The 19,180-nt window shown below is 34.0% G+C and carries 11 protein-coding genes; 4 read left to right on the top strand and 7 right to left on the bottom strand.

Annotation, left to right across the window (positions count from 1 at the left end; translation table 11 throughout):
* Positions 1-163: 163 nt before the first annotated feature.
* Entirely contained in the window at positions 164-1,213 is a 1,050-nt protein-coding gene (locus A9G41_RS09670; RefSeq protein WP_075539599.1) for a dihydroorotate oxidase, read from the bottom strand.
* A 533-nt stretch (positions 1,214-1,746) separates the two neighbouring features.
* On the opposite strand from A9G41_RS09670, the gene A9G41_RS09660 reads away from it, so the two are divergent.
* From A9G41_RS09660 to A9G41_RS09650, 3 genes are all read left to right on the top strand, one after another.
* Positions 1,747-4,518 (top strand): flavocytochrome c, encoded by a 2,772-nt coding sequence (locus tag A9G41_RS09660; RefSeq protein ID WP_075539598.1) that lies wholly within the window; start codon positions 1,747-1,749, stop codon positions 4,516-4,518.
* A gap of 31 nt (positions 4,519-4,549) precedes the next feature.
* Complete coding sequence (locus A9G41_RS09655) at positions 4,550-5,515, top strand: FAD:protein FMN transferase (RefSeq protein WP_065582664.1); 966 nt, start codon at positions 4,550-4,552, stop codon at positions 5,513-5,515.
* Positions 5,516-5,731: 216 nt separating this feature from the next.
* A complete protein-coding gene (locus A9G41_RS09650) occupies positions 5,732-7,192 on the top strand; it encodes a DASS family sodium-coupled anion symporter (RefSeq protein ID WP_075539597.1) in 1,461 nt (486 codons plus the stop codon).
* A 54-nt stretch (positions 7,193-7,246) separates the two neighbouring features.
* On the opposite strand, the gene A9G41_RS09645 is transcribed toward A9G41_RS09650, so the two are convergent.
* From A9G41_RS09645 to A9G41_RS09630, 4 genes are all read right to left on the bottom strand, one after another.
* Positions 7,247-8,737, bottom strand: a complete 1,491-nt coding sequence (locus A9G41_RS09645; protein WP_081302204.1) for a Ppx/GppA phosphatase family protein — start codon at positions 8,735-8,737, stop codon at positions 7,247-7,249.
* A gap of 72 nt (positions 8,738-8,809) precedes the next feature.
* The gene (ppk1, locus tag A9G41_RS09640; protein ID WP_065567215.1) at positions 8,810-10,867 is read right to left on the bottom strand and encodes a polyphosphate kinase 1; all 2,058 of its coding nucleotides are present in this window, start codon (positions 10,865-10,867) and stop codon (positions 8,810-8,812) included.
* A 110-nt stretch (positions 10,868-10,977) separates the two neighbouring features.
* On the bottom strand, positions 10,978-12,390 hold the full coding sequence (pykF, locus tag A9G41_RS09635) for a pyruvate kinase PykF (RefSeq protein ID WP_065579392.1): 1,413 nt from the start codon (positions 12,388-12,390) through the stop codon (positions 10,978-10,980).
* Between the two features lie 340 nt (positions 12,391-12,730).
* The gene (locus A9G41_RS09630) at positions 12,731-13,150 is read right to left on the bottom strand and encodes an META domain-containing protein (RefSeq protein ID WP_075539596.1); all 420 of its coding nucleotides are present in this window, start codon (positions 13,148-13,150) and stop codon (positions 12,731-12,733) included.
* Positions 13,151-13,224: 74 nt separating this feature from the next.
* Here A9G41_RS09630 and hrpA point away from each other — a divergent pair, with 74 nt between their 5' ends.
* Positions 13,225-17,100, top strand: a complete 3,876-nt coding sequence (gene hrpA, locus A9G41_RS09625; protein WP_065582668.1) for an ATP-dependent RNA helicase HrpA — start codon at positions 13,225-13,227, stop codon at positions 17,098-17,100.
* Positions 17,101-17,174: 74 nt separating this feature from the next.
* Here the strand turns inward: hrpA and A9G41_RS09620 are convergent, their stop codons facing one another.
* Both A9G41_RS09620 and A9G41_RS09615 read right to left on the bottom strand, forming a co-directional pair.
* Positions 17,175-18,218 carry a YdgH/BhsA/McbA-like domain containing protein gene (locus tag A9G41_RS09620; protein WP_065567211.1) on the bottom strand — a complete coding sequence of 348 codons (1,044 nt, stop codon included), beginning with the start codon at positions 18,216-18,218 and terminating at the stop codon, positions 17,175-17,177.
* Between the two features lie 50 nt (positions 18,219-18,268).
* Positions 18,269-18,982, bottom strand: coding sequence for a helix-turn-helix domain-containing protein (locus A9G41_RS09615; protein ID WP_065582669.1), 714 nt, complete (start codon positions 18,980-18,982; stop codon positions 18,269-18,271).
* Positions 18,983-19,180 lie beyond the last annotated feature (198 nt).

Raw genomic sequence — 19,180 nt, 5'->3', positions numbered from 1 at the left:
TACAGCAATTTTAATCATTTATTTTGTTAAAATGGCAACTAGTTATTTAGGCATCTTTATTGCTATATATATCATCTTGTATTATCAATTTAAGACGAATTGTGAAAACAAGGTTACAGTAGTAAGTTACACTGTAACCTTTATAGACTATGGTTGGCTGATATTAAAGGCTTTTTTTGATCTCTATTGCTAGCAATGGGTTCCACATAGCACCTGTTGCGCTCATAACTGCATCAGCACCATTGTCTATAAATTGACGATAATGCTCGCTAGTGCTAACGCCGCCTACACCAATAATAGCAAATTTTAGATCCATCTCTTTGCGATATTTGGCTAAACGTTTCACCATATCTAAACCGGCCCAACGAATGGCATCACCACAAATTCCGCCTTCTTTTCTGTTTTCGTCTAAGGCGGGGTGACCGTTCGCATCAACGGGTTTTGCCGATAACGTATTGATGGTGCTTAAACCATCAATAATAGTACCCACACGAGTTAATAAAGAAATAATTCTTTCATTATCAGGAAAATAGGCCAGTTTTAAAATAAGAGGGCGATCAGGCACTGCTGTTTTTATCGCATTTACAATTCGTTCAACTTTATCTACATCAAAACATAGTAGCTTGCTTGCCCCTTCGTTCGGGCAACTTAAATTTGCTTCAAGAATAGGTGCATTAGTTTCATGCACTAATTTTGCCGCTAGAGCATAATCTTTTTCTATTTCTCCATGCCCTTGTGTACCTTGGAAACTACCGATTACACATTGCCCATGGCCAGCCGATTGTACCGCATCAGCCATATCGGGTTGCCAAATGTCGGGTGAAAATGAAGGCACACCAAATGAGTTGGTAATTGATAGAGGTTGATTATAATTAGTATCTGCTAATACTGTATCTAAGTTGCACGATAGTTTACCTTTAGGATGAACAGACAAGACATTGGGTAAAGGATGACATTTATGAAACTTAGTTCGAACTGTTTTATACACACATAAATCAAATCCATAAGCAAATGCTGCTTTGATATAATTGGCATTTAATAATGGGCCTGCTGGCATACCGAATGGTAAATTGACATCAATATTTAAGAACGTTGCGGGTTTTGTTGGAATCTGTTGTGATTTATCTAATTGTGCAAAAAGCCCAAAGGGTCCTTGAGCATAATTATCTTCATAACTTATACTTGGATTATAAAAAGGTGTTAAAGATTTCATGCTATCTCCTGATTATGCGCTTTCTTAAAGTAAAATTGATTTTTGGCTTTGAATTTATAACGAGAATAAAAAGAAAAGATTTTTGCAACAAAAAAAATCCTCCATGAAGGAGGATTAAAAAATAGGGCAGAAAGAGAATTAAAGGTGGGTTTCAATGTTAAAAGCTCAATCGGTGTTATAAACATATACGATATTCTCTTTGTGTTAGTTTCAAGACATTCTATCTAAACAAAATTAAAGTTCAACATAAAAATAATAGAAAATGTGTAACTAAATGAAATAGTTACAGTGTTTTTTTTTAGATTTTTTCTGCTTGGATATATTAAATTTAATGATTTTTAATATGAAAACGAAGTAATTTTGTCGATTCTAAAAACGATGCATGCCTAATTCATTAATAAATATGTAAAAAATACTGTCGAAAAATTGATACTTAATGTATTGATAGACTGAATTCACATAGAGAATTGTTGTTTGGGATGCTATCATAATTGCCAATAAATGAATTCAAATAAAATAATTAGGTATATCAAATGACAAATCAACTTACATTTAAGTCGTTAACGTTACCAAATGGGGTAGAATTAAAAAATCGCATCATGATGGCGCCAATGACAACCTGCTCAGGTTTTTATGATGGTTCTGTTACGCATGACTTGATTGAATACTATCGGGTAAGAGCTGGTGATATTGGCACAGTGATAGTCGAATGTGGCTTTGTTGATAATAAAGGATTAGCTTTTCCTGGCGCAATTGGCTTAGATAGTGATGATAAAATTGAGGGATTAGCAAAAATAGCTAAAGTTATCAAAGAGCAAGGTTCTAAAGCTATTATTCAAGTTTATCATGGTGGACGAATGGTTGAGCCAAAGTTAATTGGCGGCCAATCACCAGTAGGCCCGAGTGCCATTGCTGCTCCACGCCCGAATGCTCCAACTCCCGTTGAATTAACGGCTGAAGAAGTAGATGAAATGATTGACAAGTTTGGTCAAGCTGTGCGTCGTGTTATTCAGGCTGGTTTTGATGGTGTAGAAATTCATGGCGCAAATACTTATTTAATTCAACAATTCTACTCACCTAATTCAAATCAACGTAATGATAAATGGGGGGGGAGTCGTGATAATCGTACTCGATTCCCGCTTGCGATTTTAGATATCACACATAATATGATTCAACAATATGCAACTCCTGAGTTTATTGTTGGATATCGGTTTTCCCCCGAAGAGCTAGAAGTCCCTGGTATTCGTTTTGATGATACCATGTATTTGCTTGAAAAACTGGCTGCAAAAGGGCTTGATTATGTTCATTTCTCAATGGGGTCGATTTTAAGACCTTCGATCGTTGATACCGAAGATACAACACCACTAATCAATAAATATGTTGCAATGCGATCTGAGCAATTAGCTAAAATTCCTGTTGTGGGGGTCGGTAATGTTGTTAATCAAAGTGATATCGATGCAGCTTTTAAAAATGGCTATGATTTAGTTGCTGTCGGTCGTGCTTGTATTGCTTATCCTGATTGGGTTAGTCGCATTAAAAAAGGGGAAAAGTTAGAACTATTTATCAATAGTGATAAACGGGAAGAGCTTAATATTCCTGAGCCTTTATGGCATTTTTCCCTTGTTGAAAGTTTGATTCGTGATGCTAACCTTAATGTGAAAAAGTTCAAACCAGGTCAGTATCAAGAGAAAGTTAATGATGAATCTTATGAATTTTTAATTAACGTTGAGTTAGGTAAGGATTTTATAAAAGATATACAATTAGTTAATGCGCAAAATTTTGATAGTGAAGTTTTAAATAATTTTACTGAAATTAAACATAGAATTATTGATTCAAATAGTCCACATGTTGATGCTATCTCTGGAGCAACAACACAATGTGAAGCATTTAAGAAAGCTGTAACTAAAGCAATGGCAAAATCTAACAAAGACGCAATTATTGCCGAAGGGGGGGATCCTGATGATCTTTCTTTTGATGTTGTCGTTGTTGGTAGTGGTGGCGCGGGGCTTGCCTCAGCTATTCAAGCACATGATTATGGCGCAAAGGTTGTTATTGTTGAGCAAATGCCGGTGATTGGTGGTAATACTAATAAAGCTTCGGCAGGTATGAATGCTGCGGAAACTAAATTCCAAAAACTCAAAGGCATTGTCGATAGTAAAGAGCTTTTTTATAAAGAAACTATGGCAGGTGGAAAAAATAAAAATAATCCTGACTTATTACGATACTTTGTTGAAAATGCACCAGAGGCTATCGATTGGTTAGATAATAATGATATTGAATTAAGTGGTATTACAACCACAGGGGGAATGAGCATTGATCGAACCCATCGCCCAGAAAGCGGGGCGGCAGTTGGTGGTTTTTTAATTAGTGGTCTAGTTAAAAATATCAATAAGCGTGGTATTGAAGTTATGTTAGATACTGCGGTTACTGAAATTGTCACTGAGAACAATAAAGTCATTGGCGTTAAAATTTCTGAAGAAGATGGCTCAACTCGCGTGATAAAAACTAAGGCCGTTATTATCGCAACAGGTGGATTTAGTGCTAATACTGCCATGGTTGAAAAATATCGCCCTGATCTTAAAGGTTTTGTTACCACCAATCATAAAGGTGCAACGGGTTCTGGCATTATGATATTGGAAAAACTTGGGGCTGGAACTGTTGATATGGGTGAAATCCAAATTCATCCAACAGTAGAACAAACATCTTCTTACTTGATTTCTGAATCTATTCGAGGTGGTGGGGCGATACTCGTATCGCAAAAAGGCCAACGATTTGTTAATGAGCTTGATACCCGAGATAAAGTATCAGCAGAAATTATTCATTTACCTGAACATTATGCTTATATCTTATTTGATCAACAAGTTCGTGATGAAAATAAAGCGGTGGAAGAATATGTCTCAAATCAGCTGGTCACTCAAGCAAATACTCTTGAAGAATTAGCACAAGAGTTATCAATTGATAGTCGCACATTAGCTAACACAGTAGCGCGCTATAATCAGTTTGCCATTACTAAGCACGATCAGGACTTTGGCCGAACAACGGGCATACGTCATCCTATAGAAAAAGCACCTTTTTATGCAATAAAAATTGCTCCTGGTGTTCACCATACTATGGGCGGTGTGACTATCAATACTCAAACACAAGTTTTAGATGCTAATAAAAATGTCATTCAAGGTGTTTTTGCTGCAGGCGAAGTTGTGGGGGGAATACATGGAGCAAACCGAATAGGCGGTAATGCGGTTGCAGATATCATTATTTTCGGTATGCAAGCAGGTAAAAAAGCTGCCTATTATATAAAAAGTTAATTGAGTTGTAGCAATTTGGGGCTTATTTAGTATGTTAAGGTCGAGTTATAAATATACTCAAACTTTAATGGGAACAACGGTGTCATTAACGCTTATAGAGCCTAATGACACCGTTGCACGGGCCGTTTTTGACAGCATTAAATTGCTTGAAGATAAGTTGACTGTAAATAGGTTAATATCAGAAGTCATGTCAATCAATTTAGCTGCGGGCAGTCACCCTGTTACTGTGAGTCGCTCGGTATTTTCTTTGATTGAACAAGCACAAAAAGTCAGTTTGCATTTCAATAGTTGCTTTAATTTTGCCATTGGTCCTTTAGTTAAACTTTGGAAAATTGGTTTCAACGGGCAACAAGTTCCACCAGCAAAATTGATTAAACAGCGATTATTGTTAACAGATCCTAATAATATTGAGCTAGATACAAATAATCGTTCTGTTTTTTTGAAAAAATTCGGCATGGAAATTGATTTAGGCGCAATTGCTAAGGGGTATATTGCCGATGTTGCCAAATTAATTTTACATAAATATCAAGTTTATCAAGGTATTATTAATTTAGGTGGTAACGTATTAACTTTAGGTAGCCCTTTAACCAATGAAAACAGCTATTGGCATGTGGGGCTAAAAAAACCATTTGCAACTGATGATAAGTTATCAGGAGTTATTAAAGTTAAAAATAAGTCTGTTGTAACATCGGGGATTTATGAACGTTTTTTTATACAAAACAATCATCTCTATCATCACATATTAGATCCCAAGACAGGCTATCCATTAGATAATGAACTAGACAGTGTGACAGTAATATCCAACTCTTCATTAGAAGGTGATATTTACTCAACGGTATTTTATGGATGGGGACTTGATAACAGCAGAAAATATTTACAAAAGCATCAAAACTTATCAGCTATATTTTTGTTAAAAAATAAAACAATAGCATTAATAAACCCAGATAATTTTGTTTTTCAACTAATTGACACTCAGTACAAAATAATCACCGATTAATCAACAGGCTTAGCATCAAAAAATGATAAAAATAACGATTATATTAGATCTTTGTTTTTACTGTTTTAATTTAATAACAGCTTAGTTTTAATAAAAAACAGTCAGAAAAACCATTGATTTTATTGAAGTTTTTTCTGGGTGGATTTGTGAGATTTAAAAAAGAAAGAATTTACATCGGTGTAATAAAATTATATTTAAATTAAAAAGGGAAATACTATGAACGTAGTAAAAAAACCGCCAGTAAAATGGCTACCATTTATAATTATTGCGGCAATTTCAGCAATACTTTGGTTGTTTATATCTCCTCCTCAAGGCATCAGTCAAGAAGGTTGGCAAACAAGCATTATCTTTATTGCAACAATTGCGTGTATTGTTGCTGAAATTATGCCAATTGGTGCAATCGGCTTATTAGCCATTACGGTATTTGCAGTATTGAGACCAACGGGAGCCGAAAGTGCTAAAAACGCTATAGAGGTATCATTAAGCGAATTAAATAGTGGGTTAATTTGGTTAATTGTTATTGCTTTTATGATTGCTCGCGGCTTTATTAAAACAGGTTTAAGTAAACGTATTGCCTATTATCTTGTGAAGATCTTAGGTAAAAATACATTGGGACTTGCCTATGGTTTAGCTGTCACTGATATGGCCTTAGCGCCAGCGATTCCAAGTACAACTGCACGTGCTGGTGGGGTTATTTACCCAATAGCTGAAGCATTAGCTATCAATTTTAATTCTAGCCCTAAGGATGAATCAAGAAACCGTATTGGTACATTTTTAATGTTAACTATTAGCCATATCAATGACATTACCTCGGCAATGTTCTTAACGGCGTTTACTGGAAATTTATTAGCTGCTAAGTTAGTGACAAAATCACTAGATATCACATTAGGCTGGGGACAATGGTTTATTGTAGCTATTGTTCCATGCTTAGTTTCATTTATTATTATTCCTTTAGTTATCTACTTTTTAACTAACCCAGAGCTAAAAAAGACACCAGAAGCACCTAAATTAGCTGCTGAAGAATTGAAAAAAATGGGATCTATCGCCGTTAAAGAAATCATTATGGGTGGAACAGTTATTCTATTATTAGCACTTTGGATTTTTGGTAAAAACTTCAATATTGATTCAACAACAACTGCCTTTATTGGTTTGACTATTTTGCTTTTAACGGGTGTATTAAGTTGGGATGACATCAAAAGTGAAAAAGCAGCTTGGGATACATTAATTTGGTTTGCGGCATTATTAATGATAGCAGGGCAAGTCAATAAACTTGGTGTGACAAAATGGTTAGGTGATACAATAGGTAGTGCAGTGCAAGGTTATTTAGGTGAAAGTAGCTGGTTATTAGTGCTGATTGTTTTATGTGTTGCGTATGTTTATTTGCACTATCTTTTTGCCAGTGGTAATGCGCATATCGCCGCTTTATTTCCAGTTTTCTTATCGATAGCTATTGCTCTTGGCGTACCCACATTTATTGCAATTTTTGCTTTAGTTATTTGTACTAACTATTTTGGTTCAATTACACAATTTGCCAATGCAAGAAATCCGCTATTATTTGCTGAAGGTTTTGTTCCTGTAAAAACTTGGTGGAAAGTCGGGTTTATTTGTAGCATTATAAATTTGGCTATCTTATTTACTGTGGGTATTTTATGGTGGAAAATAATCGGTCTTAGCTAATAACTAATTATATACACTAAAGATTATATACCGCCACATTGACTGGCGGTATTTTTATACTGAGTTAATTTTATAGCGACAAATTTTAATTGATAATTGCCAATCATCAATCGGTTTCCAATATTTTTGTTCTTGCTCTAAATCCAATAAGATTAATTTATTCTTTTCGACAAAATCTTGATTAACTTCTAACGTTATCTGGGTGGGTCTATTTTTTGATAATTTTAATTTAAATGCATCAAGATTTAGATCGGTATTTCGCTGATTATTTATTAGAATAGATAATCTAAGCATTTGCATGGCTGATATTATATGCTTGTATTCAAACAAGCTGAAATAAGGGATTTCATCAATATTAATTGATTTTCGATGATAACGAACAAGCGTTGCTAAAAGTAATTGTTGTTCTTCATTAAACCCCGGCAAATTACTATTCTTTAAAATATAACTCGAATGTTTATGAATCGAGGTAAAGTTGATTTTTAACCCAACTTCATGCAACTGCGCAGCCCAATACAATATAGATTCTAAGCTAGGTGGAATAACGATTTGTGTTTGTTGTTGCCATTGAGAAAATAAAAATTTTGCAGTTTTAACCACTTGTTTTGCATGGCGCTGATCAACGTTGTAATGATCGGAAAGTAATTGAGCCGTATTTTGTCTAATATCTCGGAAATTAGGACCATCAATGAGTTCATAAAGCACGCCTTCACGTAATGCACACGGACTAAAGCGTAAAGCCTCTAAGCCTAGGGCATAAAAAATACCACAAAATATTGCCAGCCCACTAACAAATATGCTTTTTCTTTCATTAGAAAGTGAAGGGTAGTTAATATCTTGGCAAGATTTAAATTCCAAAATATAACGAATTAAATCATCTAGCCTTTTAGGCGTAATAATTCCATCACAGACACCAATGTCTAATAAAATACGATAAATAGCTTTAATCGTTCCAGATGATCCAAATGCTACAGTGATTTTCTGCTTTTTAATAATATGAATCATACTTTCAATTTGTTGTTCGGCGGCAAGCCTTGCTCGTTGAAATGAATCAAAATCGATTTTTTGATCATGAAAGAATTGCTTAGCATAAGTTACACACCCCATGGGACGGCTAGCTACAAGCAATGGTTTTAAATCATTTCCTTTTCCTATTGCTATTTCAGTCGATCCACCACCGATATCTACTACAAATTTGGTATCAGTTGACGATGTTGATTCTGTCGTCATGGCACCTAAATAAATAAGGCGAGCCTCTTCTTGACCTGAAATAATTTCAATAGGAAAAGGAAATACTTTGGCTGCAGCCATCAAAAATTGATGCTTATTTTGGGCAACACGCAAAGTATGCGTCGCTATAACACGAACATGTTCAGCTGGAAATCCTTTTAATCGTTCAGCAAATAATTCAAGGCACTGCACTCCTCGTATAATGCTTGATTCATTGAGCTGGTTATTAGCATTAAGCCCCGTTGCAAGATGAATGTTTTTTTTATTTTTATAAATAATTTGCATCGCGCCATCAATGATACGGACTATAACCATATAAAAGCTGTTTGAACCAAGATCAACTACGGCATATTCATTGAATTTGTCCACTTTAAAATCCTCAATTCATTATTCAAATGATTCTAACCGTTTCAAATAATCATAAATGGCATATTGGGCTCTGGTTTTTTTCTTATTGCCTCTTTGCACATAATTGTTGGTGGCATCTTTATCAATAATGCGAGCTTTTACGTTATCATTGCACTGTATATCAAAAATATTATGAATAGTTGATTTTATTATTGGATCGAAAATTTTTACACCCACTTCAATACGGTTATCGAGATTACGAGGCATCCAGTCTGCGGAAGAAATATATGTATCTTTTCTTCCATCATTTTCAAAAATATAGACACGAGCATGCTCCAAAAACTGATCAACAATACTGGTGACCGTGATATTTTCACTTAAGTTAGGAATTTGCGGTACCAATACACAGGTTCCTCTTACTACCATTCTAATTTTTACTCCAGCACATGATGCGCGATATAGTTGATCTATCATATCTTGATCTGTTATTGCATTTAACTTTAAATAGATACCAGCGGGTTTCCCCACTTTTGCATTATTTATTTCCCGTTCGATAAACTCATAAAATCGTAATCGTGTATTTTGCGGTGAAACAAGCAAATGGTTGAATGATACAGGTTTGAACGGGTTTTCAATAAAATTAAATACTTTTCTAACTTCATCGGTAATGGCTGGATCTGCGGTTAATAGTGAAAAATCGGTATAAATGGCCGCCGTTCTTTCATTAAAATTACCAGAACCAATATGAGCATAACGAACAATTCCATCATCTTCTTTACGATCAATTAAAAATAACTTGGCATGGATCTTAAGTTTTGGTTGTGAATAGATGACTTTAATTCCGCTACTAATTAGCCGTTTTGCCCATTTTATATTTGCTTCCTCATCAAATCTTGCCTGTAACTCAACCACTACAGTAACTTTTTTACCATTATTAGCAGCATTAATCGCAGTATGAATAAAACGTGAGTCTTTAGCTACTCGATATATGTTCATGCGAATATGCGTAACAGAAGGATCAAATGAGGCTTGGCGCATAATTTCAAGAACATGCCCAAAAGAATAGTAAGGATAATAAAGTAAAACATCGCGATCTTTTATTGTATCAAAAGCATTACGAAATTGTTTAAATCGATTATAACTTAGGCTTGAAATTTTTTTATTTAATAGCTTCTTCTGTCCAAAATCAGGAAACTTGACCAGATCTTTAAAATTAGGATAGCGACCGCCAGGCATCGCCTCTTGTTCAGTTAATCGTAATTTATTAATTAACAATTCAAATAATGCTTTTGGCATATCTTTTTGATAAGTAAAGCGTACAGGCTGTGCCGTTAAACGTTGTTTTAAACCTTGAGACATAAGCTCAAGTAAACTATCTAATTCGGTGTTTAATTCGTATTCTGCATCCCTATTGATATTAATTGAATAAGCATTTAATTCTTTGGCATCAAAAAATATTTTAAAAATATCCGTTAAGCAATATCGAAGTATGTTGTCTAAAAAGATAATGGATTTATTTTTAGTGGACACTTCAGATGGCAATAATACAAAACGAGAAACTTTATCTGTTGGTAGTTCCAGTAATGCATAACTGATATTATCTTCACAAATAATTTCTACAGCCAAATAAGCATGATCATCTTTTAAAAATTGAATAAGCTCTGTATGGCTATCGAGCAAAATAGGGGTTATGTACTGCCTAAGATTTTGTTTATAATAATTCTTTATCCAATTTTCTTGATAGGCGGAAAGTTGTCGTTCATTAATCAAAAAGATTTGATTTCTAGCCATTTCTAATAATAATTCATTGTAGAGCTGATCAAATTGTAATTCCAATTGGATAACTTTTTGATTTACTTGGCGCAATAAATTCTTAGCATTAGGCAAAGAATGTGCTTGTTCTTGTTCAATAAGCACATATTTTTTTAGGTTAGCAAACTGTACTTTATAAAATTCATCAAGGTTACTTGAGTATATGCCTAAAAAACGCACACGTTCAATAAGTGGATTACTTTTATCTGCCGCCTCTTGTAAAACACGTTGATTAAAAGACAACCAACTGAGTTCTTTAGGTAAATATACTTTTTCTTCAATCATTTTAGTTTTTCAAACTCGATTAATAATATCTTGTACAGAATAGCTTAAGTAAAAAAAAAAGCTAGCAGGTAGCTAGCTTTTTTATTTTATATAAAATTAAAATTTAATTTTTAAATACGATGAACAGAAGTTGTATTAGTGGTGCCGCTTGGAACTAAAGCGCCTGAAACCATAACGATAATATCACCTTGTTGTAAACCGCATACTTTTACTGCCATCTCTTTACCTAAGCGATAAAAATCATCAGTTGAGTTGATTGAATCAATTAAAATAGGCTCTACACCTTTGGTGACCGCTAACTGATTAACTGTTTTTTGGCTAGATGATAATGCTAAAATACGAGCTTTTGGGAAATAATGGCGAACTTCTCGAGCTGATTTACCACTACGGGTTGCAACAACAATAAGTGGGGCATTTAGACGCTCAGCGATTTCTACAGCACCACAGCAAACAGCTGCTGTTATACGTAATTTTTCTTCTTTTGATGTTAATTCTAATGACGCTGGAATTGTGCCATCAGTACGTTTACAGATAGTTGCCATGACATTGACTGTTTCTAAAGGGTATTTACCTTTAGCACTTTCACCAGAAAGCATAACAGCATCCGTACCATCAATAATTGCATTAGCCACATCGCCAGCTTCGGCACGAGTAGGGCGAGGGTTTTTAATCATTGAATCAAGCATTTGTGTTGCTGTAATAACAGGTTTAGATGCTTTATTACATTTTTTGATCATCATTTTTTGAGCAAAAATAACTTCTTCAACAGCAATTTCCACACCTAGATCGCCACGAGCCACCATAATACCATCGGAAGCTTCAAGAATCTCATCAAAATTATCTAAACCTTCTTGGTTTTCGATTTTTGAGATGATCTTAATATCCTCGCCACCATGGGCTTTTAAGTGTGCGCGAATATCTTCGACATCCGAACGCTTACGAATAAATGATGCAGCAATAAAGTCAACGCCTTGCTCGCAACCAAAAATCAGGTCGTTTTTATCCTTTTCTGCAAGGGCTGGTAACTTAATTGAGACGCCGGGTAAATTAATACCTTTATTTTCACCAAGATCACCATTGTTTAAAACCGTACAGATAACTTCATTACCTTTGATTTCTTTAACATCCATAGCAATCAAACCGTCATCAACAAGTACACGATTACCAGGCTTAAGATCATGCGCAAAGCCATCATAGGTCACTGCAACTCGTTCGGCATTTCCAATGACACTTTTATCGGTTGTAAAAGTGAAAGTTTGGCCTGCAACAAGTGATACATCATTACCGCCTTCTAATTTAATGGTGCGGATCTCAGGTCCTTTGGTATCTAACATAATTGCTGCTTTTAAACCAGTTTCCTGCATTACTTCTCGTAAGTTTTTAATACGGTTACCATGTTCCTCATAATCACCATGAGAAAAGTTTAAACGCATAACATTCATTCCTGCGTTTAATAGTTTTGCTAACATTTCTTTTGATTCAGATTTTGGTCCGATAGTACAAACAATTTTTGTCTTTTTCATAATAGTATCTACTTAGTAATTTATTTAATGTTAATGTTTTAATTTAAAAATTCGATAAATCAACGTTATGCAAAAAAAAACCAATGACAAGGCATTGGTAAGATAGGCTAAAAGTACTTTTTGTAGCTTTAAACAGCTACAAAAGTCACCTAAAATATCTGAAGAGTATGATAATTTCATCAATAAGTTAAATCCTTTAAAAATTACCCTTATTATATTCTTAACAGTATTTTAAATAAAGTTTTTTATATCATACATATTTTTGCTTATAAAATAAACTAATTATAGCCACTAGATAGATGCATTTCAGCCACAGTATCAAGCCAATAAAATGTTTGAATTACATTAAATCTTTAAGTTGGTAAATCAGCTCATTTTTTTCATTTTTTAAGATTAATTGATTATTGGTTAAATCGATCTTTGCGCCATTAACTATTAACTGTTCAATGATATAGTCTAATTGGTTTAATTGTTCATCATTACAAAGTATTTTAGTCATTATAACACCTGAACCTTTAATGTTATCGCTATCCAAAGTAACCTGGCTAGAAAACTGATTACACATTTTGCCTGTTATAGTCATCTTTTCACCAAATATAATGTCAGCTTGATCATCTAAAGAGATATCTTGGCCATTTGCTTTAGTGAGCACAAAACGGTGATGCATAAGATCGGTATCTTGTATTTTCTTTGATTCATTACAACCATACATAAGCAAAGAAGAAGAAAATAGTGAAATTAGCAATAACGTTTTTTTCATTTGAACTCCTACTAATAGGTTAAATTTGCTATAATTGAAGTTAAGTTTTACTTTAAATAAAATATTTGGTCTCTATGTTAACGCAAAAACAACTAAAAGATCTTGATACAATGACTTTTTTAGATAAGCATAAAATTATTAAACTAGCCCAAAAAAGTCAAACTATAGCTGATATAGATGCCAATATACAAAGTGCTATTTTACATTACCAAGCTAGAGTAGCGTTGTTACCCCAAAAAATTAATTTTCCAGCTAATTTACCAGTTGTTGAAAAAAAACAAGCAATTTATGATGCAATTAAGCATCATCAAGTCGTTATTATTGCTGGCGAAACAGGCTCGGGAAAAACCACCCAGATACCTAAGATCTGCTTAGAATTGGGGTTAGGGGTCAAAGGATTTATAGGCCATACTCAACCACGGCGTTTAGCTGCACGTTCTGTGGCTAATCGTATAGCCGAAGAGTTGAAGACAGAAATCGGACAATTAGTTGGCTTCAAAGTGAGATTTTCTGATCACGTTAGTGAAACGACTCTGATTAAATTAATGACTGATGGTATATTACTTGCAGAAATTCAAAAAGATAGACTTTTATTGCAATATGATACTATTATTATTGATGAAGCGCACGAACGCAGCTTAAACATTGATTTTATTTTAGGATATTTAAAACAGCTATTACCTAAACGTCCCGATTTGAAAGTCATAATAACATCAGCAACTATTGATGTAGAACGTTTTTCTAAACATTTTAATCAAGCGCCGATTATTGAAGTATCGGGCCGTACTTTTCCTGTTGAAGTAAGATATCGTCCTCTAGCATTAAATGAAAATGAAAGCTATAGCGATAAAAATAATGATTTTCAACCCATTATTGATGCAATTGATGAGCTATCAACCGAAAGCGCAGGTGATATATTAGTTTTTTTAACAGGTGAAAGAGAAATACGAGATCTTGCTGATACGCTTAATAAATTAGATCTTCGCCATACTGATATTCTGCCATTATATGCAAGACTATCTACAGCAGAACAAAATCGTATTTTTCAGCCCCACACAAAAAGGAGAATCGTTCTTGCTACCAATGTGGCGGAAACATCGTTAACAGTACCAGGAATAAAATATGTTATCGATCCTGGTTTAGCTAGAATTAGTCGTTATAGCTATCGTACTAAAGTTCAGCGATTGCCAATTGAGCCAATATCTCAAGCATCAGCTAACCAACGAAAAGGCCGATGTGGGCGAACTTCAGATGGTATCTGTATTCGTTTATATGATGAGCACGATTTCTTATCTCGCCCCGAATTTACCGATCCTGAAATTTTACGCACCAATTTAGCTTCAGTTATATTGCAAATGACTTCACTCGGTTTAGGCGATATTGCAGCGTTTCCTTTTGTTGAAGCACCCGATTCAAAATATATTCGTGATGGCATTCGTTTATTAGAAGAACTTGGCGCAATTGATACCAAACATAATCGATATCATTTAACCGAAATAGGGAAAACTTTAGCTCAGCTTCCTATCGATCCAAGGTTGGCCAGAATGTTGTTTGAAGCAAAGCGATTAGGCTGTACTAAAGAAATAATGATAATTACTGCGGCTTTGTCAATTCAAGATCCAAGAGAAAGACCTTTTGATAAGCAACAAGCCTCAGATGAAAAACATCGTCGTTTTGTTGACAAGGATTCTGATTTTATTTCTTTGATTAATTTATGGAATTATATTAAAGAGCAACAAAATATATTATCTGGTAACCAATTTAGGCGATTATGTCAAAAAGAGTTTTTAAATTATCTCCGTATTCGAGAGTGGCAAGATGTCTATACACAAATTAGGCAAACGATAAAACAATTAGCGTTTCCAATTAATAGCAATACAGCAGATTATCGTTCATTACATATATCGTTACTAAGTGGTTTACTATCTCATGTTGGAATGAAAGAACTTGAAAAGCATGAGTATATTGGGGCGCGTAATATTAAATTTGCCATTTTTCCTAATTCGGCTCTTTTCAAAAATCAGCCAAAATGGTGTATTGCTAGTGAACTGGTAGAAACCAGCCGACTATGGGGAAGGGTCGTAGCAAAAATTGAAGCAGAATGGATTGAGCCTATAGCTAAACATTTGGTGAAATACAGTTATAACGAGCCGAGATGGTCAAAAAAGCAGGGAACGACTATAGCAAATGAAAAAGTGACTTTGTTTGGCTTGCCTATTGTTGCTAGCCGAATAGTAAATTATAGTAAAATTGATCCTGTGTTAAGTCGCTCTTTATTTATTCGTCATGCTTTAGTTGAGGGAGACTGGTTTACTCGTCATCAGTTTTATAAAAAGAACCAAAAATTAATCAGCGAAGTTGAAGATCTTGAACATAAGTCTCGCCGACAAAATATTTTAATCGATGATGATGAACTTTTTGATTTTTATGATAAACGAATTGATAAATCCGTTATTTCATCTAAACACTTTGATACTTGGTGGAAACAAAAACAAAAATCTGATCCTGATTTTCTTAGTGTTGAGAAAAAGATGTTGATCAAACAGTCGGCAGAATTAGTTAATTTAAATGATTTTCCTGATTTTTGGCACCAAGGCAATCTAAAATTAGCACTCAGTTACCAATTCGATATAGGGCATAATCGTGACGGTGTCACAATTAAGATACCTCTTAATTTATTAAATCAGATCAAAAATAGAGGGTTTGATTGGCAAGTACCTGGTTTCCGAAAAGATTTAATCATTGCATTAATTAAATCATTACCGAAATCATTGCGTCGAAATCTTGTCCCTGCGCCGAACTATGCTGATGCGTTTTTACGTAGAGCTATTTCGACAGGCCAATCTTTGTTAGAAAGTTTAGAAACTGAATTTCACAAAATGACAGGAGTAAAAATTACCACTGAAGATTGGCAACTAGATCAAATCCCCGACTATTTGAAAATAACTTTTAGCATTGTTGATAATAACAACAAAGAAATTGCTTCAAGTAAAGATCTAATTTTGCTAAAAGAACAGCTTAAAAACGAAATTCAACAGGCATTATCGTCGTTAACAACCCAAAAGACAGTTCAAATTGAACAGAATGATTTAACTGATTGGACTTTTGATTTGTTACCAAGTGTGTATGAAGAAACTCATAAAAATTACACTATTAAAGCTTACCCTGCAATCATTGATAACCAAAATTCAGTAAGCATTAAATTAATCGATAATCAATATGAGCAACAAAGACTAACTAAACTAGGATTAAGACGTCTACTTATACTTAACATACCATCACCAATTAAATATTTACATGAAAAATTGCCGAATAAATCTAAATTAAGCTTGTATTTTAATGCTTTTGGCACGGTGCTTAGTTTAATTGACGATTGCATTGCTTGTGCTGTTGACTATTTGATTGAAAAAAATAATCAGATCATTCAAAATCGAGATAATTATCAGTCATTGTTAAATTATACCAAAGGCAATATTAATGAAACTGTGGTTGATATTGCAAAACAGGTTGAGTCCATTTTGGTTTTATATAATAACATCAATAAAAAACTAAAAGGTCGCATTGATTTATCATTAGCCTTTTCTTTATCTGATATCAAAAAACAACTTGATCACCTTGTTTATAAAGGGTTTGTTGCAAAATCAGGTTATAAACGGCTACCAGATATTAATCGTTATTTATCCGCAATTGAAAAAAGAATTGAAAAACTAATGGTAAATTTTACCAAAGATAAGCAATCGCTGAACATCATAGAAACGGTTGAAAAGCAATATGTAACGTGGGTGAATAGTTTGCCAGAAAATTCAAAATCGCAAGAAGAAGTAATAAATATCCGTTGGATGATTGAAGAGCTAAGAGTGAATCTATTTGCTCAGCAACTTGGTACTCCGTATCCAATTTCCGCAAAACGTATTGAGCAACAAATCGATAAAGTAAAATCTGAATTATAGTGGTTAGTTGGCTAAGTAATTTTGTTTGATAGAAAAGTAGGGCGCAGTGAAATGCGCCCATTTATTGGTATAAGTTATCGATAAAGATCAACAAAAACAGTGATGTTCGGCCCATTAGAGTCATGGGCTACTCGAGAGATATGATAATATTTGGCACCAGCATCAATAGCGCGTTTACCTGCTTGATAAGAAATTTCCTGATCAGTCACATAGTAGCCTCTAAATTTGATTGTATCAAAGGCAACCATTTTAGCCGCTGTTGCATCATTTAATTCTTGAATTTTCCGCCCATCTGATAACGTTACAGTGTAACGATTTATGCGTTGAGGCTCCGTCGTCACTGCTGTAACCTCAGATGTAGATGTGCTGTTTACTGTAGATGTTTTTGTATTATTTACTGGTTCACGAATAACTTTTACTTTATTATTAAATTTATCAGCATAAAATTTTTCATTAAAAGCTGAAGGAGAATAATATCCCGGTTTTTCCACTTGCATAGCCGCATCTCCGCCTTGTGCAAGAGCGAGTTGGCCAGCCTCAGAATCATATGGAATTGCGTCTTCAGGTTGAAGTTTACGTTCTGGTGCATCTTTCTTAAACAAATAAGCAGCAATTTGTAGATTGCTACCAAGCTCGCTACGTGAATCGATATAATAGGCATAAGCACCTTTTGCTGAGGCTTCTTTAGCGATTGCTTGGTTTATATCATATTCACTAGGAAAATATCCACGAATTCGTACAATATTGAAAGGTTCTAAACGAATTGCTTTAGATTTTGGATATTCATATACTCCTTCGAATTTACGTAAATTTTCGGCTTTTTCTTCAGCTTTAGCAGCATCTGCCTTATATAGCTTAGCGTAAACAATACGTAAAGTATCATTAGACGGGCTGATATTGGTTGTTGTTATAAAGAAAGAAGCGGCACCTTCTTTATCTGCCGCTTTTGACATAGCTAAAACATAATCATTATCAGTATAAAATGCCCCTCGGATAGTTATGCTTTTAAACGACTGCAGATCTTTAGCCTGCTGTTCAGTTAACTGTTGGGCAGCAAATGAAGAAATAGGGGTGAGAGCCAAAGTTACTGCAATAAATGTTTTCTTTAAACTTGTCATATATTAAGACCTTACAATAAATTATTGTGATTATTTTAACATAAATAAATTTATTTGCCTAAATCCATCAAAGCATTTAAATCTTTAATAAATATATGTTTTCCTTTAACTGATAAAATATTTTGTTCTTGAAGCTTTGATAAATTTCTACTAACGGTTTCAACTGTTAAGCCCAAATAATTAGAAATATCGGCTCGGCTCATCATAAGTTTAATATTTAATGAAGAATGACCTCTTTGTTTGTAACGTTGATAAAGTGAATATATAAAGGTTGCTAATCGCTCATCGGCTTTTTTCTGAGAATAACAAAGTACTAATTTTTGATAATTATAAATATCAGAACTTAGTAAATTAAGTACCATTTCTCTAATATCTTTTTGGTGATCAACCAGCGACATCAATTCATCATAATTAAGCTGGCAAACAAGTGTATTGCAAAGCGCTTGGATATTGTTGTTATATAATTTTGTTGAAATTGAATCTAAACCAACAATGTCGCCAGGTAAATAAAATCCATTAATTTGCTGATGATTATCAGGCGTTGTAACAAAAGTCTTTAATGCACCAGAATGAATAATATAAAATTTAGTAAATGGTGTGTTTGCTTTAACCATAATTTCATCTTTGGCATAAGACATTTTACGCTCTAATACATTATCTAAATTATTGTTAAGTAACGCGGGGAGACAAAGAGAGCTTATACTACATAATTCACATTGAACAGAATAACTGTTTGAACGTAATGTCTTAAAAATATTTTGCATATTAACTAAATAGAATAATTACAGTTTATCAAACGAGCAGGTTATCATATTTTATAATAAAATAACAATTGTTCATTAATTATTATTTTATTATTTAAAAATATCTAATACAGGGTTATTAATATTGATTTTAGTCATCAGTGTCCGAGTGGGTACGTAGAGCCGACATCATTTTACGATGATATAATTCACAACAAC

It is taken from the genome of Gilliamella sp. Nev5-1 (assembly GCF_001690895.1).
In the GTDB taxonomy this organism is placed as follows: domain Bacteria; phylum Pseudomonadota; class Gammaproteobacteria; order Enterobacterales; family Orbaceae; genus Gilliamella; species Gilliamella apicola_C.
Note: the sequence above shows the minus strand (reverse complement) of the source record. Positions and strands in the feature narration are given on the sequence as shown.

What these genes read in the sequence shown, in the direction of transcription:
- A9G41_RS09670 (WP_075539599.1), bottom strand. Translation starts at nt 1,213, where the DNA reads ATGAAATCTTTAACACCTTTTTATAATCCAAGTATAAGTTATGAAGAT.
- A9G41_RS09660 (WP_075539598.1), top strand. Translation starts at nt 1,747, where the DNA reads ATGACAAATCAACTTACATTTAAGTCGTTAACGTTACCAAATGGGGTA.
- A9G41_RS09655 (WP_065582664.1), top strand. Translation starts at nt 4,550, where the DNA reads ATGTTAAGGTCGAGTTATAAATATACTCAAACTTTAATGGGAACAACG.
- A9G41_RS09650 (WP_075539597.1), top strand. Translation starts at nt 5,732, where the DNA reads ATGAACGTAGTAAAAAAACCGCCAGTAAAATGGCTACCATTTATAATT.
- A9G41_RS09645 (WP_081302204.1), bottom strand. Translation starts at nt 8,737, where the DNA reads ATGGTTATAGTCCGTATCATTGATGGCGCGATGCAAATTATTTATAAA.
- ppk1 (WP_065567215.1), bottom strand. Translation starts at nt 10,867, where the DNA reads ATGATTGAAGAAAAAGTATATTTACCTAAAGAACTCAGTTGGTTGTCT.
- pykF (WP_065579392.1), bottom strand. Translation starts at nt 12,390, where the DNA reads ATGAAAAAGACAAAAATTGTTTGTACTATCGGACCAAAATCTGAATCA.
- A9G41_RS09630 (WP_075539596.1), bottom strand. Translation starts at nt 13,150, where the DNA reads ATGAAAAAAACGTTATTGCTAATTTCACTATTTTCTTCTTCTTTGCTT.
- hrpA (WP_065582668.1), top strand. Translation starts at nt 13,225, where the DNA reads ATGTTAACGCAAAAACAACTAAAAGATCTTGATACAATGACTTTTTTA.
- A9G41_RS09620 (WP_065567211.1), bottom strand. Translation starts at nt 18,218, where the DNA reads ATGACAAGTTTAAAGAAAACATTTATTGCAGTAACTTTGGCTCTCACC.
- A9G41_RS09615 (WP_065582669.1), bottom strand. Translation starts at nt 18,982, where the DNA reads ATGCAAAATATTTTTAAGACATTACGTTCAAACAGTTATTCTGTTCAA.